The organism is Cyanobium sp. WKJ7-Wakatipu, from assembly GCF_024345355.1.
Classification (GTDB): domain Bacteria; phylum Cyanobacteriota; class Cyanobacteriia; order PCC-6307; family Cyanobiaceae; genus Cyanobium_A; species Cyanobium_A usitatum.
In genome coordinates this window covers 37,347-60,690 of the sequence record NZ_JAGQAY010000005.1, presented here as the reverse complement: position 1 = coordinate 60,690, position 23,344 = coordinate 37,347, and the positions used below count along the sequence as shown (strand labels likewise).

At 61.6% G+C, this 23,344-nt stretch carries 31 protein-coding genes and 1 tRNA gene; 15 read left to right on the top strand and 17 right to left on the bottom strand.

The window, feature by feature from the left end; all coding sequences use genetic code 11:
• Nucleotides 1-4: 4 nt before the first annotated feature.
• From KBY83_RS04680 to KBY83_RS04665, 4 genes are read right to left on the bottom strand one after another with little or no spacing between them, the layout of a single operon-like run.
• On the bottom strand, nucleotides 5-751 hold the full coding sequence (locus KBY83_RS04680) for an amino acid ABC transporter ATP-binding protein (RefSeq protein WP_315858942.1): 747 nt from the start codon (nucleotides 749-751) through the stop codon (nucleotides 5-7).
• On the bottom strand, nucleotides 748-1,989 hold the full coding sequence (locus KBY83_RS04675; RefSeq protein WP_255018521.1) for an amino acid ABC transporter permease: 1,242 nt from the start codon (nucleotides 1,987-1,989) through the stop codon (nucleotides 748-750). Before KBY83_RS04675 ends, KBY83_RS04680 begins: the two co-directional genes overlap by 4 nt.
• Nucleotide 1,990: 1 nt before the next feature.
• On the bottom strand, nucleotides 1,991-2,953 hold the full coding sequence (locus KBY83_RS04670; RefSeq protein ID WP_106502864.1) for an ABC transporter permease subunit: 963 nt from the start codon (nucleotides 2,951-2,953) through the stop codon (nucleotides 1,991-1,993).
• Nucleotides 2,954-2,978: 25 nt separating this feature from the next.
• The gene (locus KBY83_RS04665) at nucleotides 2,979-4,040 is read right to left on the bottom strand and encodes an amino acid ABC transporter substrate-binding protein (RefSeq protein WP_255018520.1); all 1,062 of its coding nucleotides are present in this window, start codon (nucleotides 4,038-4,040) and stop codon (nucleotides 2,979-2,981) included.
• Nucleotides 4,041-4,110: 70 nt separating this feature from the next.
• On the opposite strand from KBY83_RS04665, the gene KBY83_RS04660 reads away from it, so the two are divergent.
• Entirely contained in the window at nucleotides 4,111-4,650 is a 540-nt protein-coding gene (locus KBY83_RS04660; protein ID WP_255018519.1) for a YqhA family protein, read from the top strand.
• Here KBY83_RS04660 and KBY83_RS04655 read toward each other — a convergent pair.
• Nucleotides 4,647-5,951: an MFS transporter gene (locus tag KBY83_RS04655; protein ID WP_255018518.1), complete on the bottom strand. Its 1,305-nt coding sequence runs from the start codon at nucleotides 5,949-5,951 to the stop codon at nucleotides 4,647-4,649. The two genes, KBY83_RS04660 and KBY83_RS04655, sit on opposite strands and share 4 nt — an antisense overlap.
• A gap of 2 nt (nucleotides 5,952-5,953) precedes the next feature.
• Nucleotides 5,954-6,325 (bottom strand): hypothetical protein, encoded by a 372-nt coding sequence (locus tag KBY83_RS04650; protein WP_396093416.1) that lies wholly within the window; start codon nucleotides 6,323-6,325, stop codon nucleotides 5,954-5,956.
• Between the two features lie 143 nt (nucleotides 6,326-6,468).
• Here KBY83_RS04650 and KBY83_RS04645 point away from each other — a divergent pair, with 143 nt between their 5' ends.
• Together KBY83_RS04645 and KBY83_RS04640 are read left to right on the top strand one after the other, a co-directional pair.
• Entirely contained in the window at nucleotides 6,469-6,768 is a 300-nt protein-coding gene (locus KBY83_RS04645; RefSeq protein WP_255018516.1) for a Nif11-like leader peptide family natural product precursor, read from the top strand.
• Entirely contained in the window at nucleotides 6,765-7,187 is a 423-nt protein-coding gene (locus KBY83_RS04640) for a hypothetical protein (protein ID WP_255018515.1), read from the top strand. The genes KBY83_RS04645 and KBY83_RS04640 overlap by 4 nt, the downstream gene beginning before the upstream one ends.
• 367 nt (nucleotides 7,188-7,554) lie before the next feature.
• On the opposite strand, the gene KBY83_RS04635 is transcribed toward KBY83_RS04640, so the two are convergent.
• Both KBY83_RS04635 and KBY83_RS04630 read right to left on the bottom strand, forming a co-directional pair.
• Nucleotides 7,555-8,412: a calcium:proton antiporter gene (locus KBY83_RS04635; protein WP_255018514.1), complete on the bottom strand. Its 858-nt coding sequence runs from the start codon at nucleotides 8,410-8,412 to the stop codon at nucleotides 7,555-7,557.
• A 204-nt stretch (nucleotides 8,413-8,616) separates the two neighbouring features.
• Nucleotides 8,617-8,700: transfer RNA gene (locus KBY83_RS04630), tRNA-Leu, on the bottom strand.
• 41 nt (nucleotides 8,701-8,741) lie between these two features.
• Here KBY83_RS04630 and KBY83_RS04625 point away from each other — a divergent pair.
• From KBY83_RS04625 to KBY83_RS04610, 4 genes are read left to right on the top strand one after another with little or no spacing between them, the layout of a single operon-like run.
• A complete protein-coding gene (locus KBY83_RS04625; RefSeq protein ID WP_254941772.1) occupies nucleotides 8,742-8,999 on the top strand; it encodes an NAD(P)H-quinone oxidoreductase subunit L in 258 nt (85 codons plus the stop codon).
• Nucleotides 8,996-9,337 carry a DUF3007 family protein gene (locus tag KBY83_RS04620; RefSeq protein WP_255018513.1) on the top strand — a complete coding sequence of 114 codons (342 nt, stop codon included), beginning with the start codon at nucleotides 8,996-8,998 and terminating at the stop codon, nucleotides 9,335-9,337. Before KBY83_RS04625 ends, KBY83_RS04620 begins: the two co-directional genes overlap by 4 nt.
• Nucleotides 9,338-9,366: 29 nt before the next feature.
• Nucleotides 9,367-10,188, top strand: a complete 822-nt coding sequence (trpA, locus tag KBY83_RS04615) for a tryptophan synthase subunit alpha (RefSeq protein ID WP_255018512.1) — start codon at nucleotides 9,367-9,369, stop codon at nucleotides 10,186-10,188.
• Between the two features lie 7 nt (nucleotides 10,189-10,195).
• The gene (locus KBY83_RS04610) at nucleotides 10,196-10,804 is read left to right on the top strand and encodes a DUF938 domain-containing protein (RefSeq protein ID WP_255018511.1); all 609 of its coding nucleotides are present in this window, start codon (nucleotides 10,196-10,198) and stop codon (nucleotides 10,802-10,804) included.
• Here KBY83_RS04610 and KBY83_RS04605 read toward each other — a convergent pair.
• Both KBY83_RS04605 and KBY83_RS04600 read right to left on the bottom strand, forming a co-directional pair.
• Nucleotides 10,727-12,031, bottom strand: coding sequence for an aminotransferase class I/II-fold pyridoxal phosphate-dependent enzyme (locus KBY83_RS04605; protein WP_255018510.1), 1,305 nt, complete (start codon nucleotides 12,029-12,031; stop codon nucleotides 10,727-10,729). The genes KBY83_RS04610 and KBY83_RS04605 overlap by 78 nt on opposite strands.
• Complete coding sequence (locus tag KBY83_RS04600; protein WP_255018509.1) at nucleotides 12,028-12,222, bottom strand: hypothetical protein; 195 nt, start codon at nucleotides 12,220-12,222, stop codon at nucleotides 12,028-12,030. The genes KBY83_RS04605 and KBY83_RS04600 overlap by 4 nt, the downstream gene beginning before the upstream one ends.
• Before the next feature lie 161 nt (nucleotides 12,223-12,383).
• Here KBY83_RS04600 and KBY83_RS04595 point away from each other — a divergent pair, with 161 nt between their 5' ends.
• Complete coding sequence (locus KBY83_RS04595; protein ID WP_255018508.1) at nucleotides 12,384-12,650, top strand: YciI family protein; 267 nt, start codon at nucleotides 12,384-12,386, stop codon at nucleotides 12,648-12,650.
• 7 nt (nucleotides 12,651-12,657) lie between these two features.
• Here KBY83_RS04595 and KBY83_RS04590 read toward each other — a convergent pair whose 3' ends face one another.
• Nucleotides 12,658-13,023: a c-type cytochrome gene (locus KBY83_RS04590; protein WP_255018507.1), complete on the bottom strand. Its 366-nt coding sequence runs from the start codon at nucleotides 13,021-13,023 to the stop codon at nucleotides 12,658-12,660.
• A gap of 105 nt (nucleotides 13,024-13,128) precedes the next feature.
• Between KBY83_RS04590 and KBY83_RS04585 the strand changes: the two genes are divergently transcribed.
• Both KBY83_RS04585 and KBY83_RS04580 read left to right on the top strand, forming a co-directional pair.
• The gene (locus KBY83_RS04585; protein WP_255018506.1) at nucleotides 13,129-14,328 is read left to right on the top strand and encodes a DNA repair exonuclease; all 1,200 of its coding nucleotides are present in this window, start codon (nucleotides 13,129-13,131) and stop codon (nucleotides 14,326-14,328) included.
• Between the two features lie 2 nt (nucleotides 14,329-14,330).
• Complete coding sequence (locus KBY83_RS04580; protein WP_255018505.1) at nucleotides 14,331-17,012, top strand: AAA family ATPase; 2,682 nt, start codon at nucleotides 14,331-14,333, stop codon at nucleotides 17,010-17,012.
• 96 nt (nucleotides 17,013-17,108) lie between these two features.
• Here the strand turns inward: KBY83_RS04580 and KBY83_RS04575 are convergent, their stop codons facing one another.
• Nucleotides 17,109-17,474, bottom strand: coding sequence for an AbrB family transcriptional regulator (locus KBY83_RS04575; protein ID WP_106502848.1), 366 nt, complete (start codon nucleotides 17,472-17,474; stop codon nucleotides 17,109-17,111).
• A gap of 137 nt (nucleotides 17,475-17,611) precedes the next feature.
• On the opposite strand from KBY83_RS04575, the gene KBY83_RS04570 reads away from it, so the two are divergent.
• Nucleotides 17,612-18,163, top strand: a complete 552-nt coding sequence (locus KBY83_RS04570; RefSeq protein WP_255018504.1) for a GNAT family N-acetyltransferase — start codon at nucleotides 17,612-17,614, stop codon at nucleotides 18,161-18,163.
• Nucleotides 18,156-18,686, top strand: coding sequence for a Nif11 domain/cupin domain-containing protein (locus KBY83_RS04565; protein ID WP_255018503.1), 531 nt, complete (start codon nucleotides 18,156-18,158; stop codon nucleotides 18,684-18,686). The genes KBY83_RS04570 and KBY83_RS04565 overlap by 8 nt, the downstream gene beginning before the upstream one ends.
• Here the strand turns inward: KBY83_RS04565 and KBY83_RS04560 are convergent.
• From KBY83_RS04560 to KBY83_RS04540, 5 genes are all read right to left on the bottom strand, one after another.
• The gene (locus KBY83_RS04560) at nucleotides 18,622-19,125 is read right to left on the bottom strand and encodes a phosphate-starvation-inducible PsiE family protein (protein ID WP_255018502.1); all 504 of its coding nucleotides are present in this window, start codon (nucleotides 19,123-19,125) and stop codon (nucleotides 18,622-18,624) included. The genes KBY83_RS04565 and KBY83_RS04560 overlap by 65 nt on opposite strands.
• Nucleotides 19,126-19,368, bottom strand: coding sequence for a hypothetical protein (locus KBY83_RS04555; RefSeq protein ID WP_255018501.1), 243 nt, complete (start codon nucleotides 19,366-19,368; stop codon nucleotides 19,126-19,128).
• A 41-nt stretch (nucleotides 19,369-19,409) separates the two neighbouring features.
• Complete coding sequence (locus tag KBY83_RS04550; RefSeq protein WP_255018500.1) at nucleotides 19,410-19,736, bottom strand: hypothetical protein; 327 nt, start codon at nucleotides 19,734-19,736, stop codon at nucleotides 19,410-19,412.
• A gap of 5 nt (nucleotides 19,737-19,741) precedes the next feature.
• A complete protein-coding gene (locus KBY83_RS04545) occupies nucleotides 19,742-20,110 on the bottom strand; it encodes a DUF1232 domain-containing protein (protein WP_255018624.1) in 369 nt (122 codons plus the stop codon).
• Nucleotides 20,111-20,181: 71 nt separating this feature from the next.
• On the bottom strand, nucleotides 20,182-21,105 hold the full coding sequence (locus KBY83_RS04540) for a sigma-70 family RNA polymerase sigma factor (protein ID WP_255018499.1): 924 nt from the start codon (nucleotides 21,103-21,105) through the stop codon (nucleotides 20,182-20,184).
• A 212-nt stretch (nucleotides 21,106-21,317) separates the two neighbouring features.
• On the opposite strand from KBY83_RS04540, the gene KBY83_RS04535 reads away from it, so the two are divergent.
• From KBY83_RS04535 to KBY83_RS04525, 3 genes are all read left to right on the top strand, one after another.
• On the top strand, nucleotides 21,318-21,797 hold the full coding sequence (locus KBY83_RS04535) for a DUF2214 family protein (RefSeq protein WP_396093408.1): 480 nt from the start codon (nucleotides 21,318-21,320) through the stop codon (nucleotides 21,795-21,797).
• Nucleotides 21,797-22,474, top strand: a complete 678-nt coding sequence (locus KBY83_RS04530; RefSeq protein ID WP_255018498.1) for a peptidase — start codon at nucleotides 21,797-21,799, stop codon at nucleotides 22,472-22,474. The genes KBY83_RS04535 and KBY83_RS04530 overlap by 1 nt, the downstream gene beginning before the upstream one ends.
• 105 nt (nucleotides 22,475-22,579) lie before the next feature.
• Nucleotides 22,580-23,338 (top strand): phycobilisome rod-core linker polypeptide, encoded by a 759-nt coding sequence (locus KBY83_RS04525; RefSeq protein ID WP_255018497.1) that lies wholly within the window; start codon nucleotides 22,580-22,582, stop codon nucleotides 23,336-23,338.
• The last annotated feature ends 6 nt before the right edge of the window (nucleotides 23,339-23,344 follow it).

The following is a 23,344-nucleotide window of genomic DNA, read 5'->3' as shown; positions in this document are numbered from 1 at the left end:
GGACTCAGCTGATCTGGCTGAGGAACTGCTTACTGCGCTCATGGCGCGGGTTAGTAAAAAATTGCTGCGGCGGCGCCACCTCCACCACCTCGCCATCAGCCATAAGCACGACTCGGCTTGCAACCTTACGTGCAAAGCGCACCTCATGGCTTACCACCACCATGGTCATGCCGTCGCGGGCCAGCTCCTGCATAACTGCCAGCACCTCCTGCACCATCTCGGGATCTAGGGCGCTGGTGGGCTCGTCAAACAACATGATGCGGGGCTCCATGCAAAGCGAGCGAGCAATCGCCACCCGCTGCTGCTGGCCGCCGGAAAGCTGGCCTGGAAATTTGTGGGCCTGCTCGGCGATCCCAACCCGCTCCAACAACTCCAGGGCCTGGTGCTCCACCTCAGCTTTAGGGCGCTTGCGCACCTTCACCGGCGCCAAGGTGAGGTTGTCGAGCACCGTGAGGTGGGGAAACAAATTGAACTGCTGAAACACCATGCCAACCTCCCGGCGGATCGCATCTATGCGGCGCAAATCGTCGCTGATTTCAATGCCATCCACCACGATTGAGCCCTTCTGAAAATCCTCCATCGCGTTGAAGGTGCGCAAGAAGGTGCTCTTACCCGAGCCCGACGGACCCATGATCACGACCACCTCGCCCTGGTGGACGCAAAGATCAACTCCCCGCAGGGCATGGAAGCCGTTGGGATACCACTTCTCGACCCCACGGGCCTCGATCATCACGGCGGGGGAGCTGGTCATGCCTGCGGCGCAGAGGGGGAATGGGGATTAAGACGAGTTTCTAAGGCGCGACTGCCCAGCCCAAGGGCGGCGCAGCAACTCCAAAACAAAATGGCGAGTACTAAATACACCTCCGCGTTCTTACCGAGAAACATTGGGTTGGCCATCACCGTACGGGCGGTGCCGAGTAGGTCAAGCAGGCCGATCAAGGAGAGCAAGGTGGTGTCTTGCAGCAGGGTGATGAATTGGCCCACCGTGGCTGGCAGAGCAACTCGCAGGGCCTGGGGAAGCACCACATGCACCAGAGCCAGAGGCACCGGCAGGCCCAGGGAACGGGCCGCCTCCAACTGACCCGCTGGCACCGCTACCAAACCTGATCGCACCGCCTCAGCCACATAGGCGGCAGCAAAGAAGGTGAGCACCCAGGCAGCCCGCCAAACCCGATCGGGAGCCAGGCCGCCTGGCAGCAGGAAGCCGAGGATGTTCTGCCCCAGAAACAGCAGGGTAATAAGTGGTGCCCCGCGGATGAACTCGATGTAAATCACCGAGCCCCAGCGCAGCAGCGGCAGCTCGCTGCGGCGACCAAGGGCAAGCAGCACCCCCAGGGGAAAGCACAACAGGATGGCAAAGGTGGCCATCAACACCGTGAGCAGCAAGCCACCCCACTCGGAAGGCGGCACCTGCACCAGCCCCAGGCCGCCACTAATCAGCACCATGCCCACCAGGTAAAGCAGGGGCCAGAGCAGGGGAATCAGCCGGCGGCAAGCCTGCGGAATGGCTGGCCCATAGCGCCCCGCAGCCCAGCGGGCCAGCAGCAACAGACCCGCAATCCCCCACCAGCGCACCTGAATGGCAAGGGTTAGCTGTAGCGCCATGGGCCGCCAGAGGGCCAGCACCGCCAGGATTGCGGCGGCCCAGCGGTCGTTGCGGGGCCAAAGAGCACGAACAGCGCCGGAGCCGGGAAAAGCCCTCAACAAACCCCAACTAAACCCAGTTACCAGGGCCAGCAAGGTAGTTAGCAGCCATAGGCGCCACTGCTGCTCCACTGGGTAGCGACCTACAGCAAATAGGGTGCTGTTGGCACTGAGCACGGCCCATTGGGCCTGGAATAGCGCCCAGCGGAAAAAGCCCAAACCCGCCGCCAGCAGGGCTGCCAGCAAGGCGATCGAAATCAGACCATCGAGTCGGCTGCCAAAGAGCTCCTTTTGCAATCTGCGCAAAGGACTCGCTCGCACCACCAGAGGGGGAGTAGTTGCCATTTCAGCGTTCTCTTAGCTGCACCAGGCCATTGAGCCCGTTCATCAGTGCAGAAATCACAAGGTCGATCACTAAATATGAACCCAACAGGATTAACATCACCTCAATGGCGCGGCCGGTTTGATTGAGTGTGGTTTCCGAAACTGAATAGAGGTCGGTGAAGCCACAGGCCACTGCCAGTGAGGAATTCTTGGCCAGTGAAATGTATTGGCTGTTGAGCCCCGGCACAATCACGCGCAAGGCTTGGGGCAAAACGATTCGCCGCAGGGTCAGCAGGGGCGGAAAACCCAATGAGGTGGCTGCCTCCCACTGTCCCTTAGGCACAGAGGCAATACCGCCGCGCACCACCTCGGCGATAAAGGCAGCGGTATAAACCACCAGCCCGGTGAGCAGAGCCCCAAATTCAACGGTGAAGCGCAGTGGGGCCTGCCAAACCCCATCTACCAATTCGGGGGAGCCTAAAAACAGTCCTGATTTAGCGAGCACTAGCCCTGGCAGTTGCAGAGCGTCGCGGCCATTCGGCAAGGCCAGAAAAACCACGAAATACCAGAAGATCAGTTGCAGCAGCAGGGGAATATTGCGAATCACCTCCACATACACCCGAGCCAGTCTCCGCAGCAGCCCATTGCTGCTGAAAGAAGCAGTGCCGATAAGGGTGCCTAGGACAGTCGCACCCACCAAGCCTGCGATCACCACCCGCAGGGTGTTGACCAATCCCGCCAGCATGGCTCGCCAATAGGGAAGGCTGGCATCAAACGGCAGGATTGTTTCAGCCAGATCAAATCCCGCTGGTTGCCCCAGCCAGCTCCAGCTGAGCAGCAGGCCCCGGGCGGTGAGGTTGAGCAGCAGGTTGGTGAGCAGAAATGCCACCACCACCCCAATTACCAGAGCCACCGCCCCCTGAACAAGCCAGGGTAGGTAGCGGCGGTTGCGCCACCAGGGGGTGACTTCAGATCGGCTCGTCATGGCAGTGTGCCGGCGCTAATGGACCTCACAGGAAGGGCGGCGAATACATCAAGCCCCCTTGACGCCATTGCTGATTAACACCTCGCTCCAGCTTGAGGGGAGATCCCGTGCCCACATTGCGCTCGAACACCTCGCCGTAGTTACCCACAGCCTTCACGGTCCGAACCACGAAATCGGCAGGCAACCCCAGCTGCTTGCCAAGATCGCCCTCCACTCCAAAAAAGCGGCGAAGCTGGGCAAGGTTTTTGTTTGCCTTGGCCTCAGCCACCTTTGCGTCGATGTTGGCGGCAGTGATGCCCATCTCCTCAGCCTGAATGAGGCTGTAGACGACCCAGCGCACGGCATCAGCCCAGGCCGGATCGGCATTAACAGTGGCAGGGTTGAGGGGCTCCTTGCTCAATACATCTGGAAGCAGGATGTGTTCAGAGGGCTTCGGGAAACCGGTTCGCTTTGCTGCTAGCTGGGAGCGATCGGTGGTGACGGCAACGCAGCGGCCCTGCAGGTAGGCCGCGTAGGTCTGATCTCCCGACTGAAATTTGAGTGGGGTGTAGGTGGCATTGAGCTCCCGCATACGGTCGGCCAGGTTGAGCTCTGATGCCGTTCCGGTCTCCACGCAGATCGGCTTGCCGGCAACTTCCTTAAGGGATCGAATGCCGCTGGTGGCGGGCACCATCACGGCCTGGCCATCAAAGAAGGTGGTGGGGGCAAAGGCGAGAGCATTACCGCCAGGCGCATCGCGACTGAGGGTCATGGTGGTGTTGCGGGAAAGCAGGTCAACTTCACCGCTGCTCAGAGCCGCAAAGCGTTCGGTGGCACTGAGGTCGCGGTAAGTGACCTTGGCAGGATCCGATAAAACCGCAGCCGCTGTTGCCTTACAAATGTCTACGTCCAGGCCGCTGTAGCTACCGTCAGGACTCACAAAACTGAAACCCGGCAGCTTGCCGTCCACACCACAGATCAAGCTACCCCGAGCCTTAATTGCGGCCATTTTCTGACTTTGAACTCCACCTCCATCACTGGCGCAGCCCACCAGGGCCAGGGACGCGATCAGGGGGACGGCGGCAGTGAACCGGTGAAGCAGGACCATGGATAATTCCGATATCGGCGCAGTATTGCAGGAAGGTTAGTGTGACGGCCTCAGGCTCTTGATCAAAGCCATGGCTCACCGTCAACAACGCCTCGAGTGGATATTTGAGCGTTGGCTGTGGCGCTTCCGGCTGATCGCGATTGTGCCGGTGGTTATGAGCCTGCTAAGTGCTGCAGCTGCTTACCTTGCCGGCACCCTGGAGGTGCTTGGGGCCCTGAAAGTGCTGCTCAACGGCTCAGGCGACAGCAGCTACGCAATCGCCGTGCAGCTGGGCAAGTTGGTGGGCGGAGTCGACCTCTACTTGATCGGCATCGCCCTGATGATCTTTGGCTACGGGGTGTATGAGCTGCTGATCTCCAACATTGAAGCGGCACACGAGGACGGCAAAGACGGCGGCAGCGGCCTGCTCGACATTCGCAGCCTCGAAGACCTCAAGGAAAAGTTGGTGAAGGTGATCGTGGTGGCGTTGATCGTGTCCGCCTTCAAGGCCATGTTGATCTTCCCAATCCATAACAGCACCACCAACCTGCTGGTATTCAGCGGCAGTGTGTTGTTGTTGGCCCTAAGCGCCTGGCTGGTGGCTGGCGGCAAAAAAGCCCCCCACTCCTAGGTGAGGGCCTTGGTTCTTGGTCCTTGGCCCTTGGAGCTGGACCCTTTCAGCGCCCACCAAGCTGGCAGGGCAAACAGACAGCAATAGAGGGCCGGCCCCCACTGCCAGCCCTGCTCCTCCAGCAGCCAGCTGCATATCACTGGAGCGGTGCCAGCAAATAGGGCCATAGCCAGGCTGTAGGCGATCGAAAAAACTGTGCACCGCTGTCGCACTGGCACCCACTCCACCGCCAGCACCCCCTGCCCGCCCATGGACATCATCACGGGCAACACCCCGAGCAGCTGACCCATAACTAGGCCGCTGGGGCCGGCCAACTGCACCACAGGCAAGGCGATCGGAGTAACTAGGGCCAGCAGAAGTGTGCCGAGCCGGTTGACCTGCAACTTGCCCCAGCGATCCGCCAGCACGCCGCCCAGCAGCACCAGGGGCAGGCCAATGGTCTGTATCACGGTAGAGGTGGTATTGGCCTGGGCCAAGCTTGAGCCGGGCTGGTGAGCGCTGTAGTCGACCAGGTAGACAAACAGCACATAAAAGACGACGTTGGCGAAGGAAACCAACGCAATGATGCGCAGCACCAGCGGACCCTGCTGACGCACCTCCGCCAGCCGCCCCCCCATCGCCCGCAGCAAGCCAACCGCACCAGCAGGTTGCGGATCGCTGTGATGGGGCTCCAAGGTTTCTGGCATGCGCCGCCGCATCCACAGGCCCAGGAAAGCCACCAGCCCACCCAGGGCGAAGGGGAGCCGCCAGCCCCAGGCATCCATGGCGGCATCGCCGAGGGAGCGGGCCAGCAAGGCCACGGTGAGGGATCCCAGGCTGAACCCCACCAGGCCACCGGCGGTAGCCAGGCTGGCCAGCAAGCCCTGCTGACCAGGGGGGGCCGCTTCGGTGGCGTAGGTCATCGAACCGGTGAATTCACCACCCACCGAAAACCCTTGCACCATGCGTAGGCCCAGCAGAGCCAGCCCAGCCCCCGCACCCCACTGGGCATGAGTGGGCAAGATGGCGATTAACAGGCTGGCGGCACCCATCAGCACGATGCTGAGGCTGAGCATGTTGCGGCGGCCGAGCAGGTCGCCGATCGGGCCGAGCACCAGGCTGCCCACTGGCCGCATTAGGTAACCCACCGCAAACACGCCGAAGGCGGCTAAGGCCTGAAGACCCGGATCCTCGGCAGGGAAAAAGGCATGGCCAAGTGGGGTGGCCACATAGCCGTAAACGGCAAAGTCAAACCACTCGAGCGCATTGCCGAGCAGGGCGGCCAGGGTGGCGGCGCGCCGCTGCTGCGGTGTGAGATCCATTGTCAGAGACCGTTACTTGAATCGAGTTGGCTGCTCTCCCACCCTTCGAGGATCCGATCCAGGGGCACCCAACGCCCACCGAGCCGGGCTAGGACAATGATCATCGTAATCGGGAAATCGCGGTTAACTATTAACGGAACCACCATGAGGCCCTCGCCAGCAGAGGCCACACCGCAAAGACCGACCACCACCAAGACGTTAAAAATATTTTTACCCAGAATTTTGCTGATGGCGATATCGCCGTAGTCTTGAATCGTGGAGATCAAACTCTCAAATAGCCCTGGCACGGTGGTGCCTAGAAACACCACCGTGGGGGCGATCACAATCTTGTAAGTCCTCAACAAAAGGGCAAGGCAGAGGAGCCACCCGCTCACAAACAACTCGCCACTGGCCAAAGTGGCCTCTGTGGGGGCTGCCGAAGAATCGATATAGGGATTCTGTACGGTCCAGCCGCCGACAGGGGCCAAGCCGGGGACTGCGACCTACGATTTCTCTAGAACTTAGGCAGACATTTCGAGTGATTGATCCGGACGTCACAATTGCCGCAGCTGCCTCGGCCCAGTCCGATGAGCTCGAAAGCCTCTTTAGCTTTCTGGGCCAGATTCAGCAGGATGGTGCCCTGCGCGACCTGCTCAACGATGTGATATCAGCTCCCGATGTGGTGGCCATAGCCGCCAATCAGGGCTTCAACTTCCAGGCCTCCACATTGCTGGGACTGTTCGAGCGCTGCAATGAAGCGCCTCTGGCGCGCCAGGGGCTGATGGACGAAAAGTTGATTCGTGTCTACCTGCAGCGGCAGCGCCTGCAGGCCCCATGACCGCAACCAAACGCCAAGCTCTGCTTGGTCTCTGGCAGCAGCAGGTCAAGGCATGGGCCCAGAACGGCGAACTTGTGAGCGCCGCTGTCCATGCCCTGGGATTAGGTAAGGAGCCATTGGCTCTGACCGCTTTGGCTGAGGCATTAGCCCAGGGCGATTTCAGTGGTCTGCCAACGGTGGAGTTGATGGCAGACGACGAATTGCCAGGGGCCCGCAGCCATTTTTCAGAAAGCAGCCAAACGGTATTTCTCAACACCAGCTGGCTGGCTGGTTCTGACCAAGACGCCGTACTACATGAGTTGACGCTGCGCTGGGGCGAGCATCTGGATGTGCTGTTAAACACCTCTGACACCCCTGGAGACGAGGGCAGCCACTTTGCGGCCCTGCTCAGCGCTGGCCTAGCAACTCCTCCCAAGTGAGCGGTTGGGAGGGGGGACGTCCTTGGGGACGGGAGTGCAGCGGGCAGCTGGGATAGCTGGTGCGGCTTGAGCGGGATGGGGACGGTGAAACAATAAACATGGAAAAGTGAATCGATATGGATCTCGCACCGAAGGATTGCCATTCCCCTATGGGGAATTCACACGGAGCAATCGCTAAGCAGAACAATCAAACTGGACTGAGCTGACTTGGCCAACAGATCTGACTTGGCAGACTGATCGGCCTTCCCCAGGAAGCGCAGGGGATGCATGGTGCTTGTTCTGGCCTGCGCAAGCTCTTAGAGCTAGCCGGCTTCCGCCAGACCCTTCCAACATAGCCCGAGAGCAGGCACCCCTTCGCTTGAGCAATTCAAATGATGGGTTTGAGCAACAAAGCACCCACGAATAGGGCCGTATAGATGCTGAGCAGCAGCAAACCCTGGTACCAGGTCAGGGAATCCCCTTCCGTCACCCAGTGCACGGCAAAGGCGGTGGCCCCAAGGCAGGCAAGGGCCTGGGGCGGGAAGGTGAGGTGTAGGAAACGCCCCATTAGCGGTCCGAGCAGCACCAGTACGGGCAATACGAACAACATCAACTGGACACTGGATTCGACGGTGCTGGCCATCGCCAGGGCCATGCGACCTCGACTGGCCGCCCGAAAGGCGACCAGCGCTTCTGGAATTGCAGAAAACAACGGCAACAACAACATGCCCACAAATAGGGGGGTGACCGCACTGCCTTTGACCAGTTCTTCGAGCCCAGCCACCAAATGTTCCGAAACCCCGGCAATGGCCAGGGCCACCAAAACCAGCACCCCCACAATTGCCAGCAGGGACGCCTGGGACTCGCTGGTAGCACTAGCTTCTGCCAGCTCCCTCTCAACAGCAAATAGCCGCCGATGGGTACCCAGTTGATATAGGTAGGAAAGCAGATAAGCCAGCATTACAATCACCGCTACGACCAGGGAGTAGACGGCAAACAGATCAAATACTTTGCTGCCCTCGGTGATCGGGTGCATCGAGTCCCAGAAAAAGATCGAGGGGACCGACATCAAAATCACACTTATCAGCAACTGGCGGGTGCTTAGGCCACGACTGTGGCGATTGAGATCCACCACCAACTCCCGCCTCCCAGCCACGATCGTGCTGATTCCGAGCACCAACAGACTGTTGGTGATCACGGCACCGGCAATGCTCAACACCACCAGGTCGTAAAGGCCGCTTTTCAAGGCCGTCAGGGCGATCGACCAGCTCAGCTGTGATCTGGGCTAGGGGGATCAGGGCGAGGCCGCAAAGCAGGAAATAGGGGAGCTTGAAAGGGCCCGCCGCCTCAGGCGGCACCACAATCGCCACTGCACTCACCAGCAGCAGCAGCTTCCAGCGACCACTCAAAACTTCTCAAATCAGCACCGGGCAAATCCAACCAAAATCAATGGGGGCAGGGGGACTTGAACCCCCACAACGTTGCCGTCTGCGGATTTTAAGTCCGCTGCGTCTACCAATTCCGCCATGCCCCCTTCCTGGCCATCCTAAATTGGTGGCAACAAGAAGGTTTGCCGTGCAGCTGCCCGGGTTTCTACAATCCGTATCGCCAGATCTTTTGCTGGTACTGGTTGCCTATGCCCTGATCGCAGGCGCCTATCTAGTGGCCGTGCCCCTGCTTCTCTACGCCTGGATGATCAAGCGTTGGACGGTGATGGGCAAGCTCGAGCGCTTCGGGGTCTACGGGCTGGTGTTCCTGTTTTTCCCTGGGCTGATCTTGTTTGCTCCCTTCATCAACCTGCGCATGGCAGGTCAGGGCAACGTGCTCTCATGACCAACGGTCGGGCCCTGCTGCTGGCCCTAGGAGTATTTGGCTTGGGCGGCGGCGGTTATTGGATTTTTCAGGCCGGGGGCTTTGAGGGTTTTTCTGCTGGTATCGCCGCCTCTGCCCTGCTGATGGTGCTGGTAATCGCCTGGACGGGCAGCTACCTGTTTCGGGTGGTCACAGGCAAAATGACCTTTATCCAGCAGCGGCGCCAATACCGCGAGGCCTACGACGCCTTCACCACTGAGGCTCTGCAGCGCAAGTTTGACGCCCTCAGCCCCGAAGAGCAGGAGCGACTCCTGCGGGAAACGGGCCAGCTGCCAGAAGCTCCCCAGGGCGAGACATAGGCTCACTGGCCGAAGCCCTTATCGCTGCTGTGTCTGCCGCCCCCACCCAAATCCAGCAGCGTTTCATCTCCCTTCGCCAACAGGGACGTTGCGCCCTGATGCCGTTTTTGATGGCGGGCGATCCGGATCTGGCCCACACCCGGGCCAGCCTGCTGGCCCTGCAGGCCAATGGCGCCGACCTGGTGGAGCTCGGCATTCCCTACAGCGATCCCTTGGCCGATGGACCGGTGATCCAGGCCGCCGCCAGCCGAGCCCTGAAAGCTGGCACCACCCCTGCCGGGGTGCTTGAGATGCTCAGCTCCCTCAAGGGTGAACTGACCATGCCCGTGGTGCTGTTCACCTACAGCAACCCCTTGCTCAACCGCGGCATGGAGGCCTTCTGTGCCGCCGCCGCCGCCGCCGGAGCCGCCGGCTTGGTGGTGCCCGACCTACCCCTTGAGGAGGCCGAGAAACTCTCAGTAATCGCAGCAGCTGCCGGCCTCGATCTGGTGCTGCTAGTGGCACCCACCACACCAGCCGAGCGCATGGGAAGAATCCATCAGGCCAGCCGCGGCTTCACCTACCTGGTGAGCGTCACCGGCGTGACCGGGGTGCGCACAAACCTTGAATCCCGGGTGGGCGATCTGGTGGGCCAGCTCAAGACCCTGGGAGATACGCCAATCGCCGTGGGCTTTGGCATTTCCGGCCCCGAGCAAGCCCGTCAGGTGCGCGACTGGGGCGCCGATGGAGCAATTGTGGGTAGTGCCCTAGTGAAAGTGATGGCGGCCGCCCATGGCCAGCAGGGCGACGTTGCCGCAGCAGCCGGGCGCTTCTGCGCCGAGTTGCGGGCCGGACTCGACGCTTACGCTTAAGCCCCTCATGCTCTTTTCCCCCGCCTGCGAGCGCAACAAAGGGCCGATCCTGGCTGTGCTTAAAGAGTGGTTGCCGGCTCACGCCCAAGTACTTGAGATCGGCTCAGGCAGCGGCCAGCACGCAGCTTTCTTCTGCCAGCAGATCGCAGGCCTTACCTGGCAGACCAGTGAACGCCAAGAGAGCCTCACGGATCTGCAGGCCCAGCTGGAGGCCCTGAGCCCCACGCTGCCAGCCGCCATCGCCCTGGATGTCACGGACGCTGGGCAGTGGCCATGCCAGAGCTTCGATGCTGTATTTAGTGCCAATACGGCTCACATCATGTCGGCCGCGGCCGTAACCCATCTATTAGCCGGAGCCTCGCGGGTGTTGCGGCCTAGCGGGCTGCTGCTGCTCTACGGCCCCTTCCACGACGGCGGCATACACACTGCCGCCAGCAACGCCGCCTTCGACCAGCACCTGCGCAGTCTCGATCCAGCCATGGGGGTGCGTGATGCCATTGAGCTGGTGCAGCAAGCCCAAAACCTCGGTCTCGACCTCCTAGCCGATCTGCCCCTGCCGGCCAACAACCGAATGCTGGTGCTGGAGCGTCCTAAGCCCGCCAGCTGTAGCCAGTAGGCGGCTCAGGCCGCTGAACAGCCGATCGAGGGCCTCAGCTAGATCCGCAGCGTCGAGCAGGCCGTAGCTGAGCCGCAACACCGGCCCAGCGTCGCTTGAATCCAGCCCGAAGCTGCCGCCGCTCAGGGTCGCCACCCGGTGCTCGAGCACCAGCCGCCGCATCAGCGTGTCCGCATCGAACGGCAACGGCACAGCAACTTGCAGCAGGGCGTAGAAGGCCCCATCGGGCTTGGCCAGCAAGCGCACCGGCAAGCCCTGGGCCTGCTGCTCTGCCACGGCAGCCAGCAGCTGCAGGCGCAGCTTCGCCAGGGCTGCGATCCGGGGCGCGCACCAGGCCGGACCGGCAGCTAGAGCGGCACGGGCGGCGTGCTGGGTGAGTCGGGGCGGACAGATCAGCACCGTGTCCTGCACCTTCAACAAGGAAGGCAGCAGCGCCTGCGGTACGGCCATGTAGCCCAACCGCCAGCCCGCCAGGCCATAGGCCTTCGAGAGCGAGTGCAGCGACACGGTGTGGGCGGCGCTGCCCGGCAGGGAACCGGCGCTCCAGTGGGGCTCCTCGCCGTAAACGAACTGCTCGTAGGCCTCATCGCTGATGTGAAACAGGCCGTGCAACGCACAGAGCTGGTTGATCGCCGCCAACACCTGGGCCGGAATCACCACGCCACTGGGGTTATTTGGCGACACGGTGACGATGGCCCTGGTGCGCGGGGTGATTGCCGCCGCCAGCCGCTCTGGATCGGGTATCAGGCCCGCCTGCACCGGGACTGGCACCGCACCGGCCAGCTGCACCGCCATCACGTGGTTGAAATAAAAGGGCACAGGCAGGATCACCTCGCTGGGTTCCCCTGGGGGACCCGCTGCGATCACTTGTGCTACCGCGTTGAAAGCCATGTTGCTGCCGGCTGTGACCAGCAGCTCAGCCCCTATGAGATCGAGGTCGTTCTGGTTGGTGAGCTTGGCGGTGATTGCCGCCAACAGCTCTGGATCACCCAGGAGTGGCCCATAACGGTGCAGGGCTGGCCCCCCGGCAGCCAGAGCCTCGGCGACGGCAAGGGCTACGCCCGGTGGCGGATCCCAGCCCACCATTCCCTGGGCCAGCGACAGGGTGCCTGGGGTCTGATGCACCAGGGCAGCCAGCTCAGGAATGATTGGACTTAATACCTTCGCCAACCTCTGGCTTGGGCCCGGCAAGGGGTAAGCGGGATCGCTCACTGCCCTAATGGTCAAGGGTTGTATTTGGCAGTTGACTGCTTAACGCAGGTCGCCTTGGCCTGATCCAAGCTTTGGCCTTTGCCGTAGCCGTCGGCAATGCAGCCACAGGTCTCGTTGACCATGCCAGCAGGTGGTGTTTTGCCTGCCTTCTTGAATTCATCCTGCATCGCAGTGGAGCATTTGCCAACGATGATCTGCTTGATCATGTTGGCTTGGGCAGGAGCCGCGAAAAAGGCAGCGCTAGCAAGAACGAGACAGGAGCGAAGCACGTTTATTTGGAAACTTGTCGAACCCTTCTTAACACCATTGATCGGCACCCAGAAAGCCGGTAACCCCGTAATGTCAGGCCCCGATCACTCCCAACACCATGCGCTTCGTGCTCTGGGGTACCTACTGCGATGACGCCCTCGAAAAGCGCGGCCCCTATCGGGAAGAGCACCTGGCCGGACTGCAGGACCTTAAGGACGCCGGCACCCTGATCACCCTGGGACCCACCGAAGGCAGCACCCATGTGTTCGGGATCTACGAGGCCGACAGCAAAGAGAAGGTTGAAGCCCTGGTTAAGGCAGATGTCTACTGGCGCAATGGCATCTGGACTGAGGTGCAGGTGTATCCCTGGATCCAGGCCTTCTGAAGCAAGTTCAGACCTTGGGCCAATCCAGCTGGGCCTGCTGCCACACGTAGCCCGCCACCGCCTCTGCTCCCCCTTCCCCAAGCACGGCTGCATAACCAGACATCTGGCCCTGGCCGGCGGCGGCAATTACGGCGATCCGCTCCGGACCATCGATGCCATTTCGCTCCAGGGCAGCCAGGTGCAAGTTTTTGCCGCGGCGAATGATGTTGCCACCATTTACGTGGCAGCCAGCGCAATGGTTGTCAAACAGCTCAGCCCCATCGGCCGCAGGGGCAGCCCAAACCGGGCCAGCACTTATTACCAGCGCCGCCATCACAACGGCAAACCATCTCAACCTGGCCAACCCCAACCCCCGCAACAACTTCTGCAGCATCTTGGCAATCTTGCTATTGATGATTCCAGTGTGCCGATGATTCCAGTGTGCGCCTGCAGGCGCTAAACAGGGTCCTACGCCGCCACCTGGGTCCTGGCTAACCCCTTGCCACCCGTCACCCTGCTGCACAGCGCCGACTGGCAGATCGGCAAGCCCTATGCCCGGGTCAGCGATCCAGACAAACGCGCCCTGCTGCGCCAGGTGCGGCTCCAGGCAATCGGCCGTATCGCAACCCACGCCGCCGTCACAGCAGCTGACTTGGTAGTGGTAGCTGGGGATCTGTTCGACTCACCCACGCCTGGTGCAGCGGATGTGAGTGCCGTGTGTGCCGCCATCGGCACGATCCCTTGTGCCGTGCTGGTGATCCCCGGCAACCACGACCACGGTGCCCCAGGCAGCGTGTGGCATACGCCCTATTTCCAGGCGGAGCAGGGGCGCCGCGCCGCCAACCTGCAGGTGTTGCTGGAGGCCACACCCATCGAACTGGAGAGAGTGGTAGTGCTGCCCTGTCCGCTCCTGCGTCGCACTGATGCAAGCGATCCCTGCGGCTGGCTCAACGGCCTCAACTGGACTGAGCTGCCTAAAAACAAGCCCAGGTTGGTGCTCGCCCATGGCTCGGTTCACGGCTTTGGTGCCACCGACCTTGATGCCGCTGGCGAGCCAGACGACGACAACCCCGGCGATGCCAGCAACCGGCTGCGGCTGGAGGGGGCCTGGTTGGAGCATGTTGACTATGTGGCCTTAGGCGACTGGCACGGCCTCAAACGGGTATCAGAGAAGGTTTGGTATAGCGGCACCCCCGAAGCAGATCGCTTTCCCCGCAGCGCCGACTACCGCTGCGGCCAGGTGTTGCAGGTGCAGCTTGGGCGGGGCGTGGTGCCCCAGGTGAGCCCCTTGGCCACCGGAGCGCTTAGCTGGCATCCCCTGCGCATCCAACTGCAGCAAGACAGCGACCTTGAGCGACTCGAGGCCCAGCTGGAACGCCTGCTTGGCGGGCGCATCGGCAGCGACCTGCTGCTGCTGGAGATGGGCGGCAGCCTCAGCCTGGCTGGCCATCGCCGCTACGTGGAACTGCTGGAGCGCCTGGATGCCCAGCTGCTGCGCCTGAAGCTGCGTGGACGCTGTGAAGCGGCGCCCGGAGATGCCGAACTAGCCGAGCTCACCCAGCGCCCCGGCGATCCCCTGGTTGCCCGGGTTGCCCAAGAGCTGCATCGCTGTCTTAAGGCCCCTGGCGACGCCGACCCCACGGTGGTGCGTCTAGCCCTCAGCGAGCTGCACCAAACCGTGGCCCAGTTGCAGGGGTAAACATGCGCCTGCTCCACACCACCCTGCGCCAGGTGCGCCTGCACCAGCAGCTCGAGCTCCAGTTCGATCCCCGCTTCACCCTGCTGGGCGGCCCCAATGAGGCGGGCAAGAGCACGGTCGTGGAGGCCCTGCACAAGGTGCTGTTCCTGAAGGCCACTGCCACGGGCCGGGCGGTAGACGAAATGCGCTCCCGCCTGCACAGCGGCCTGCCGGAGGTGGAGCTGGGCTTTGAGGCGGCCGGCGCCCGTTGGGAGCTACGCAAGCGCTTTTCCGGGGCAAGTGGCACCTGCCAGCTCAGCAGCGATGCTGGCCTGGCCCTGCGGGGGGCGGCGGCGGAGGAGCAGCTGGCCCGTCTACTGGGAGTGGATGGGCCAATCGAGGGCAGGCGCCACAGTCAGTTGCCGCTGCGCTGGGCCCACCTCTGGGTGCGCCAGGGGGAGGCCGGCACCAACCTGCTGGGCAGCCCCAGCGAGGCCTACGACGTTGAACAGCTGGTACAGCAACTGCAGCAGCGGGGCGCGGCGGCCGCAGCCCTGGAATCCCCCCTCGACCGCCTGGTAAGCGAGCAGCTGCAGGCGCGGCTCGACCAGCAGTTCACGGCCACAGGCAAGGTGAAAGCCGGCTCCCCCCTGGCCGCGGCCCGCCAGCGCTGCTCAAGCGCCCTACTGAACCTGGAGCAGGCCCAATCGCTCCAAGCTGAGCTGGAAGCGGCCATGGAGCAGCTGCGCCAAATAGGTCAAAGGTTGCAGCTGATCGAAGCCCAGGAGCGACCGCAGCTGCAGCGAGCTCTCCAGCTGGAGGCCCAGGTGCGGCTGCGGCGAGCCCAGATCGAACCCCAGCGCCAGCAACTGAGCAATCTTGAACAGGGCCTATCGCAGCTGCAAGCGGTACAGCAGCAGCTGGGCGAACTAGGAGCGCAGCAGCAGGACTGGCAGCTGCAACGCGCCAGCCGGCAACAGCAAAACCGCAGCTTGGAAGCCAATTGCCAAAGCTCAGAGCAGGCCTGCCAGAAGCTGAAAAACAAGCAGCAGCAACAGGTCGAGCGTCTAGAGCTGGCCCAGCAACTGCTCGATCTAGCCAACCTCGAGCGGGAAGGTCAGCAGCTCCTAGAGCATCAACAGCAATTTCAGCGGCTCCAGCTCCAGGCGGAACAGTGCAAGCAGAGCCTTGCCCAGCTGGCCCCGATCGATGCCGCCGCTGTGAAGGCCCTGCGGCAGGCCGAACAGCAATGGGCCCAGGCCGAAGCCCGCAGCCAGGCCATGGCGACAGCGATCTGTTTGATTGAGGCGGATAAGCCCGTAAGCCTCGCCGGCCAGCCCCTAACCCCTGGAGAAACGGTTCAGCTCAATGGCAGCGCCGAGCTGGCGGTGGGCTGCGGGGTAAGGCTGCGAATCAGCCCTGGGGGAGGGGAGGCGACCGCCCAAGCTGCGGCTGCCCTGCAGCACAGCGGTGCGGCCCTGCGCGAGCTGCAGAGCTCAATTGGCGTGGCCAACAGCGAAGCGGCAGAAGTGATTGCCCAGCAGCGCCAGGCCCTGGAGCTCGAGCTGGCCAACCTGCGCCAAGCGGCCAGCGCCATCCCCTGGAGTCGATTGGAAGAGCAGATCGCCGCCCTTGAGCCGAGGCGTCAGCGCCTGCTCAGCCGGCTGGCACACCATCAATTGCAGCGCCAGAGCCTGGCCGAAAGCGGCGAGCTGCCCCAGGGGCGCGCGGAGCTCGAGGCCTGGATCGAGGAGCTGCGGCGACAAGCCAATGAGCTCAGTCAAAAGCAGCAGCAGGCCGAAGCCGAGCGCACAAGCTGGCGCCAGCAGCTGGAGCAGCAGCACGGAAGCAGCCAGGAGCTGGAGCGAAACCTCGAGCAACTCACGGGCTCCCTGAGCACCTTGGCGGAACGCCAACTAGCCCTACAAGCCAGTCACGGTGATGCGCAGCAACTAACTGATGCGGTGAACAGCAGCCGCCAGGCCCTGCTCATCCAAGAGGCGGAGTTGTCTGCCCTGGATAACGAACTGCTCGACAAGCTGCCAGCTGGCGGCGCCATCGAGCAGCGCCTACGCCTGCTAGATAGCGAGAAAGACGCCCTGCTCACCAGCCGCGGCCAAAACGAGCAACGCTGCCTCACTCTTAGCTCGGATGATCCAGCGGCATTAGTGGAACATCGCCAGGCCGCCTGGGAGTCGGCCCAGGCAGATATGGAGGCGCTGGAGCTCCAAACCCAGGCATTGCAGATGTTGCAGAACCTGTTTCACCAGACCCGCCAGGATTTCTCCCAGCGCTACAGCGAACCGCTGGAGCAGGCCATTGGGCCCTACCTCCACTACCTGCAAAGCGGCAGGCACCAGGCAAGCCTGGACTTTGACCCCAAAAGTGGGTTTGGCAATTTCGAACTTCAGCAGGGCCAACACCGCTTTGGCTTCGAGCAGCTAAGTGGAGGCATGCGCGAACAATTAGCCGCCGCCCTGCGCTTGGCCATAGCGGAGGTGCTCCAACCCGCCTACGACGATTGCCTGCCGTTGATATTCGACGACGCCTTTGCCAACAGCGATCAACAGCGCCTGCAAGCGCTGCAGCAGATGCTGCGCCGAGGGGCCAACCACGGCATGCAACTGATCCTGCTGTCCTGCAACCCGAATGACTATCAGGCGCTGGCTGCCGAGCTTGGCAGTGAAATCGCCCTAGCCGCCTGACCAGAGAGTCGTGGGCGGCAAGACAAAAAAAACCCCGGACCAGCCGGGGGAAACAATTAACAGATGCTTAAGCAGCGTCAAATGGGGACGCGGCTATCACTCTTCGTCTTCGTCGGTGGCACCGGCGGGAATCAGACGAATCTGCTTGCGGCCGAGCTTGATCTCGAACTCATCGCCGGGCTTGAGATCAAGCAGTGCCGTGTAGGCCTTGCCGATCAGCAGGTTGCCATTGCCTTGCACGGTAGCGATGTAGCTGAGTTTGCGGCCGCCCTTGCCAACCTTGCCAGCACCGCCAAGCTCAACGCCCTTGGCTTCAAGCAGGGCCTCATAGAAGGCAGTGAAATTAAGGCGCTCGCCGCCGTCCTTCTTATTGGAGACATAGCCGCAGGCCCGGACGATCTCCGACTTACCCACATCGCCAAGCTCTTTGACCTTGGCAAGCAGTTCTGATCCTGTGAGCATCGATTTAGGGGATTGGTGGGTGAATTGGCGGGGCTTAAGAGGTTTGCCCCTGGGAATTACATTCAGAATTTACACCATTAACTGCAGCTGCCAAGCTTTGCCAGGCAATTCAATGCCTAAACATTCAGCCCATTTCGATGCTGGCTGGCAGCGGTGATAGAAAGCAGGCTGAACCCAGCAACGGGATGGAAAACCTGCGGGTGCTGCATCCCGTCGATCTCGATCAAGTAGCAGCGGTGTATCACGACGCCGTGATCAGCCAGGCCAAAGGCCTTTATAGCCAAGCTCAGATTGCGGCATGGGCCAGCCATGCCCACACCAGCAATGCTGTTCGCGAAGCCCTGCATAGGGGCTATGGCCTAGCCAGCTGCGCAGCCAACAACCAAAATATTATTGAAGCTTTTGGGGTGCTTGATCCGCCGCAACGGCTATCGCTTCTATATTGCCGCGGCAGGGCCTCCCGGCAGGGAAGGGGCCGCCTAATCCTGCAGTCCCTTGAAAGCCACGCCTGGCAACAGGGGGGCCGCCAGTTGCACACCGAGGCGAGCCAGCTTTCCAAGCCGCTTTTGCTCCAGCTCGGCTGGCAGATCGAGGCCGAAGAGAAGGTGATATTTGCTGGGGAATCCTTCCAGCGATGGCGGATGATCAAAGACCTGAGCCAGCAAAACGAAAGGGGCCGCGATGGCTGAAGCCCAATTGCAGCAATTTCTCGAGAAGGTACGCCAGCTGAATGCCTTCGTGGCCCTCAGCGAGGCCGAGCCATCCCTGCGCCAGGCCCTGCGGGACTGCAGCAATCACCACGGGGTGGTGGAACTAGCCCGCAGCCGGGGCTTCGAGATCGGTCGGCGCTGGGGTGAAACCGATTCCCCCCGCCAACCTGAAACCAATCTCCTAGCTACTCCCTGCCCTCTTAAGGGACAGGAAATCAGTGTCGTTTTAATGGATCAAAAAAACTGGCGACTTGAGCGGATCCACTCCTGCCTAGCAGCCAGTCCTGAGGGTTTTTGGTACGACCAAGAGGAACACGAGTGGGTAACCCTGCTCCAGGGCAGCGCCGTACTTGAGCTCGACGGTGAGACGGTGCCTGTAGATCTCTGCCGAGGTGACAGCCTGCTGATTCCAGCCCACCGGCGGCACAGGCTGCTCGCTACGGATCCTGCTCCGGGGACCGTATGGCTGGCCCTGTTCTGGCGGGAGGCTGGCGAATGTTGACGCCGCGAACCAGCCAGAACGCCGCCGCTAGGGCGAGCACCGCAATACCTAGCCCGCCGAGAAGCTCGGGTTTGTTTTCGGCCCCGGGGGGCAGCACGATCACCTTGCGAGCTACAGCGGTCATGGCTGTTAGCAACACCAGCTCGATCTGCACCACATGACGGCGCAGATAGGAGGTCACGTTTTGGAGCACCTCCACCGCAATTAGCAGGGTGAGCAGATCGCCCAAGACCGCATTGATCTTGCTACTGAGCCAGGGCGTATCGGGCTGGAGCACAGCCGCGGTTACACCGATCATTAACTGCACGGTGCCAGCTACCAACACCACCAGCAACACGAGGCCAAGCAGCTTGGCCAGAGATTGCTCGCTGCGATCGATCAGCTGGAGATAGGTGGCGTCTTGCCAGAGCCGGCGCAGTTTTTTGATCACAGTCGCCAATTAATTCTTGAACTGCTCATAGATAGGTCGGGCTTGGGTGTCGCTGGGGGGGGTTTCCAGCTGGGTGTCACAAGTGATGGATCCATCCGCTGCTGTGACGCAATTTTTGGGCTTGACCTTGGTGGATGGCCCCACGGAGCTGCCAGGGCCCAAAAGAAAACTTTCCGCCTGGGCAAAGACCGGAGCCACGGTGAGCAAGGTGCTGGCGGCAAGGATTGCCAAAGAAACGCCTGGGAGCTGCATCGAAGCAATAGCTGTTATTTCCCCACTCTGAACGGCCAAGCTCAGGTTTGCTGGTCTTGGCGAATTTCCTGCAACAGCAGATCTAGCTGCCCCAGCGAAGCCTCCAACCCCAGCCGACCCGCACCCTCGCTCTGGCCCGCTCCATCTTCGTTTTGCCAGAGCTCCTCAACGCCACACAGCTGCTGGGCGAGGCCAGGCAACCCGTCGCGGTTGTGAGTGCGTTGCAGCACCTCAAGCAGGACGGGCATCCGAATCGAAGCAGCTTGCAGAGCGCGCCTGAGATCCGCCTGGGTGCGTCCGGTGTGGCGCAGCCAGTCTTTGAGAAAGCTCTGCAGATCATCGAGCTCTGCATCTGTGAGGCTGGCCATCGCTATCAGCGGTTCAGGGGAAACCATTGATCCAGTCTGCGCTGGGCCCGCAACTGCACCGCCGGAGTGCGATGGCGACTGCACAAACCAAGCAACGCCGTAACGGCCACAAGATCGTCGCTGAAGCCCGCCGCCGGAATGAAATCTGGAATCAGATCTAGGGGCACCAGCAGGTAGGTGAGCGCGGCCAGCACGGTGAGCTTGGCTGGTGCAGGGGTCTGGGGGTCAAGCAACAGCTCCAGACATTCCAGGGCCGGCCTGGCCAGGGTGCGGCCAGCTCGGCGCAACAACTTGAGCAACACCACCTCATTCACCTCGGTGCTCTCCAGCACCTGGGCATCAACGACGGGAGCATCCGTTGCGGAAGCATCCACTGAGGTCGGATCTACAAACACGGTCACGGCAGCACTGCAGCCAACCTGCTTATTCAAGGAGCAAACGACAGCTACTCGGCTTCCACCAAACCGCTATCGATGCCGGTTTTCCGCAATTTGCGCAGGGCCCGCTGCAGCACCTGGCGGCAATATTCCCTACTGCAATCGAGCTGGCGGGCCACTTCAGCCAGGGTCCGCCATTCGTGGCTGCTATCGAGACCGAAGCGCTGCATCACCACCGTGAGCTCCTTGGGGGTGAGGTTGGCGCATTCGAGCAGGGTCCACACCGCGGCCGTGCGCTCGGCAAGCTCAACGCGCTCCATCGGGGGCAGCTCCGGGCTGGGCAACACATCAACCAGCTCAAAGGGATCAGACTTCGATTTCACCACCCCCTGCAGGCTCACGGTGATGCTGCGTAGTTCGCAGCCCAGCAAATCATCCACTGCCGCCTGGGGCAGATGCATCATCTGGGCCAACTGGGCTGGCCTAGGTGCAACTCCGTTGGCCTGGAGATAGCGAGCTTTGGCAGCCCGCAATTTTGTGAGCTTTTCATTCACATTGACGGGAATGCGAATGGTGCGGCTCTGGGTGGATAGGGCGCGGGTTAGACCCTGTCGAATCCACCAATAGGCGTAAGTACTAAAGCGATGCCCGCGGCTGGGATCGTATTTCTCCACGGCGCGAGTGAGACCAAGGGTGCCCTCCTGGATTAGGTCCAGCAGCTCTAGGCCCTTGTTCTGGTAGCGCTTGGCCAGGTTGACCACCAGCCGCAGGTTGGCCGTGATCATTTGATTTTTGGCCTGCTCACCGGTCTTGAGGGTGCAGCGCTCCAGATCATTGAAGTCGCAAGCAGGTCCCGAGCCACCGGCATCACGGCAGCGCTCCTGCAAAAGGGCCATGGCCTGCACCTTGCGACCCAAGGTGAGCTCCTGCTCGGGTGTCAACAACTGATGACGGCCAATTTCACCTAAAAAGACGCTCAAGGAGCTCGCCATGGATCACCCAAGCAGTGAATTGAACCTAAGGGCAATCAGCAAGCACAAACGGACTAACAGAAAAGCTTCCGACTTTCAAAATTCCATCGCAATTCCCGTGCTTGTTCAACTTTCACAATGGCTGCTGATTTCAGCTCCCTGTTGAGCAGGGCAGCAGGCCAGCTGACTGGCCGGTTACGGTTGCCAAGATTTGCCTACTACAAATGCCTGGCTTGGCTGCCATCCCCCCTGAAGTGCTCTCCCGCGCTGGGGTGGCCTACGTGCACTACGTGAGCTTCATGCTCTGTTTTGGCGCCTTGGTGCTGGAGCGGCGCTTGATCAAGCCAAATCCAAACAAGGCCGATGCCACCTTGATGGTGATCACCGATGTGGTGTATGGACTGGCAGCCCTTGCCCTGCTGGTGAGCGGGATTCTGCGGGTTCTGTACTTCGGCCAGGGAAGCGAGTTTTATACGGAGAACCCCCTGTTCTGGTGGAAGGTTGGGCTCTATCTAGGGGTGGGAGGGCTGTCGCTGTACCCCACCATCACCTACATCCTCTGGGCTATCCCGCTGCGCAAGGGCGAGCTGCCCCAAGTAAGCGAAGCTCTCGCCACCCGTCTGGGCTGGATTCTCAATATCGAGTTGGTGGGCTTTGCCCTTGTGCCCCTACTAGCCACCTTGATGGCCCGCGGCGTCGGCCTGCCTGCCTGATGCTGCGGCGATTAAGCCGGCGATTAAATCGAGCGAGTTTGCCGGCTTGCGGCCTGGTGCTTGCTCTGGCCCTTTTTCCAGCCAGGGCATTAACAGCCGAAGCAGCTGGGGGTGATTACCGCCAGCGGCTGGTTCCCACACCCCACGGCTGGCCCAAGCGTCAAAGCTGGTGCGTGTGGATCGAGCCCGCCGCAGCCGACGGGCCTGCCGCGCGCTGGGATCAGCTTTGGCTGCAAGCCGTGGAAGCGGCGCTGGCAAGCTGGGCTGAATTGGTCACGATTCACCGCAGCGAAAGCAGGGAATCGGCCCAAGTACAGATATTGAGGCGCCGGCCACCTCTGCAGCGGGGCCGGGCCAGCCATGGCCGAGCCGAGCTAGCTCTGGCGACGAACAAGCCAGGCGACCCCCCCAAAATCGAACCGCGAGTACTGGTGAGCATCAGCCCTGGGCAGCGACCGGACGCCATCCAGGCCACGGCCCTGCACGAACTTGGCCACGCCTTCGGAATGTGGGGACACAGTGATCAGCCCCAAGACGCCATGGCGGGCGTGCCCGGGCCAACCCCCGTGCTGCAACTCACGGCCCGGGATCGGGCCACTTTTATGTGGCTGCAACAGCAGCCCGGCCTACCGGGCAGTGACGCAACTGCAGCCGGGGACCAGGTCGGCTGCCATTAATTGCGCAATGTTGCGCATTGTCAAGTTGTCTGATGATCCAACGAATCTTTTAAAGAGCGCTTGAAAAAACTTATACGTTGCTCGCCTTGAGGATTTTTCACCCCTGTGCCCTTGCCCGTTCTGGCCACCAAGCCACTCACCAACAGCGCTCGTGTCAGCAGCTTTCTGGCCGCCGGTGAGGAAAGCCCCCGCCAGATCGACACCACTTGCCTGGTGCGGGATCCGGCAGCCACCGATGCTGTGATTGAGCAGGCCTACCGTCAGATCTACTTTCACGCCTTCAAAGTGGACCGTGATGCGGTGCTGGAATCCCAGCTGCGCTCAGGCCAGATCAGCACCCGCGACTTCATCCGCCAACTCCTGCTCTCGGAGAAGTTTCAGAGGGATTTTTACCGCTGCAATAGCAATTACAGGGTGGTGGAACAGGTGGTGGGTCGGGTATTTGGCCGACCGGTGCATGGCCAAGCTGAACAGATCGCCTGGTCGATCGTGATCGCCGAGCAGGGGCTGCCCAAGTTTGTTGACGCGCTACTGAATTCAGACGAATACCGCGACAACTTCGGCGACAACCTGGTGCCTTTTCAGCGCTCGCGGGTACTTCCCGGCCAGGCCGTAGGCACCATGCCCTTCAACCAGCAAGCCCCCCGCTACGACTCCTACTGGCGTGAGGCGATGGCCAGGCGCGCACCCGCTGGAGGATTAAATCCCTGGACAGACGGCGGCGGCTGGGCCCGCCCAGCCTGGCTGGAAGGCCAGCCCACACCAAGGGTCCAAGCTGTCTGGCAATACACCGTGGCAACTGGAGGCTTCGTGCTCACCGGCCTGGTGATCTGGATTGCTGCGGCCATGCTCAGCACAGGCTGAGGCGGC

What these genes read in the sequence shown, in the direction of transcription:
- KBY83_RS04540 (WP_255018499.1), bottom strand. Translation starts at nt 21,105, where the DNA reads ATGGCGAGCTCCTTGAGCGTCTTTTTAGGTGAAATTGGCCGTCATCAG.
- KBY83_RS04595 (WP_255018508.1), top strand. Translation starts at nt 12,384, where the DNA reads ATGCGCTTCGTGCTCTGGGGTACCTACTGCGATGACGCCCTCGAAAAG.
- KBY83_RS04575 (WP_106502848.1), bottom strand. Translation starts at nt 17,474, where the DNA reads ATGCTCACAGGATCAGAACTGCTTGCCAAGGTCAAAGAGCTTGGCGAT.
- KBY83_RS04570 (WP_255018504.1), top strand. Translation starts at nt 17,612, where the DNA reads ATGCTGGCTGGCAGCGGTGATAGAAAGCAGGCTGAACCCAGCAACGGG.
- KBY83_RS04670 (WP_106502864.1), bottom strand. Translation starts at nt 2,953, where the DNA reads ATGACGAGCCGATCTGAAGTCACCCCCTGGTGGCGCAACCGCCGCTAC.
- KBY83_RS04680 (WP_315858942.1), bottom strand. Translation starts at nt 751, where the DNA reads ATGACCAGCTCCCCCGCCGTGATGATCGAGGCCCGTGGGGTCGAGAAG.
- KBY83_RS04590 (WP_255018507.1), bottom strand. Translation starts at nt 13,023, where the DNA reads ATGCTGCAGAAGTTGTTGCGGGGGTTGGGGTTGGCCAGGTTGAGATGG.
- KBY83_RS04530 (WP_255018498.1), top strand. Translation starts at nt 21,797, where the DNA reads ATGCTGCGGCGATTAAGCCGGCGATTAAATCGAGCGAGTTTGCCGGCT.
- KBY83_RS04675 (WP_255018521.1), bottom strand. Translation starts at nt 1,989, where the DNA reads ATGGCAACTACTCCCCCTCTGGTGGTGCGAGCGAGTCCTTTGCGCAGA.
- KBY83_RS04665 (WP_255018520.1), bottom strand. Translation starts at nt 4,040, where the DNA reads ATGGTCCTGCTTCACCGGTTCACTGCCGCCGTCCCCCTGATCGCGTCC.
- KBY83_RS04655 (WP_255018518.1), bottom strand. Translation starts at nt 5,951, where the DNA reads ATGGATCTCACACCGCAGCAGCGGCGCGCCGCCACCCTGGCCGCCCTG.
- KBY83_RS04550 (WP_255018500.1), bottom strand. Translation starts at nt 19,736, where the DNA reads ATGGCCAGCCTCACAGATGCAGAGCTCGATGATCTGCAGAGCTTTCTC.
- KBY83_RS04580 (WP_255018505.1), top strand. Translation starts at nt 14,331, where the DNA reads ATGCGCCTGCTCCACACCACCCTGCGCCAGGTGCGCCTGCACCAGCAG.
- KBY83_RS04555 (WP_255018501.1), bottom strand. Translation starts at nt 19,368, where the DNA reads ATGCAGCTCCCAGGCGTTTCTTTGGCAATCCTTGCCGCCAGCACCTTG.
- KBY83_RS04620 (WP_255018513.1), top strand. Translation starts at nt 8,996, where the DNA reads ATGACCAACGGTCGGGCCCTGCTGCTGGCCCTAGGAGTATTTGGCTTG.
- KBY83_RS04600 (WP_255018509.1), bottom strand. Translation starts at nt 12,222, where the DNA reads ATGATCAAGCAGATCATCGTTGGCAAATGCTCCACTGCGATGCAGGAT.
- KBY83_RS04565 (WP_255018503.1), top strand. Translation starts at nt 18,156, where the DNA reads ATGGCTGAAGCCCAATTGCAGCAATTTCTCGAGAAGGTACGCCAGCTG.
- KBY83_RS04660 (WP_255018519.1), top strand. Translation starts at nt 4,111, where the DNA reads ATGGCTCACCGTCAACAACGCCTCGAGTGGATATTTGAGCGTTGGCTG.
- KBY83_RS04640 (WP_255018515.1), top strand. Translation starts at nt 6,765, where the DNA reads ATGACCGCAACCAAACGCCAAGCTCTGCTTGGTCTCTGGCAGCAGCAG.
- KBY83_RS04610 (WP_255018511.1), top strand. Translation starts at nt 10,196, where the DNA reads ATGCTCTTTTCCCCCGCCTGCGAGCGCAACAAAGGGCCGATCCTGGCT.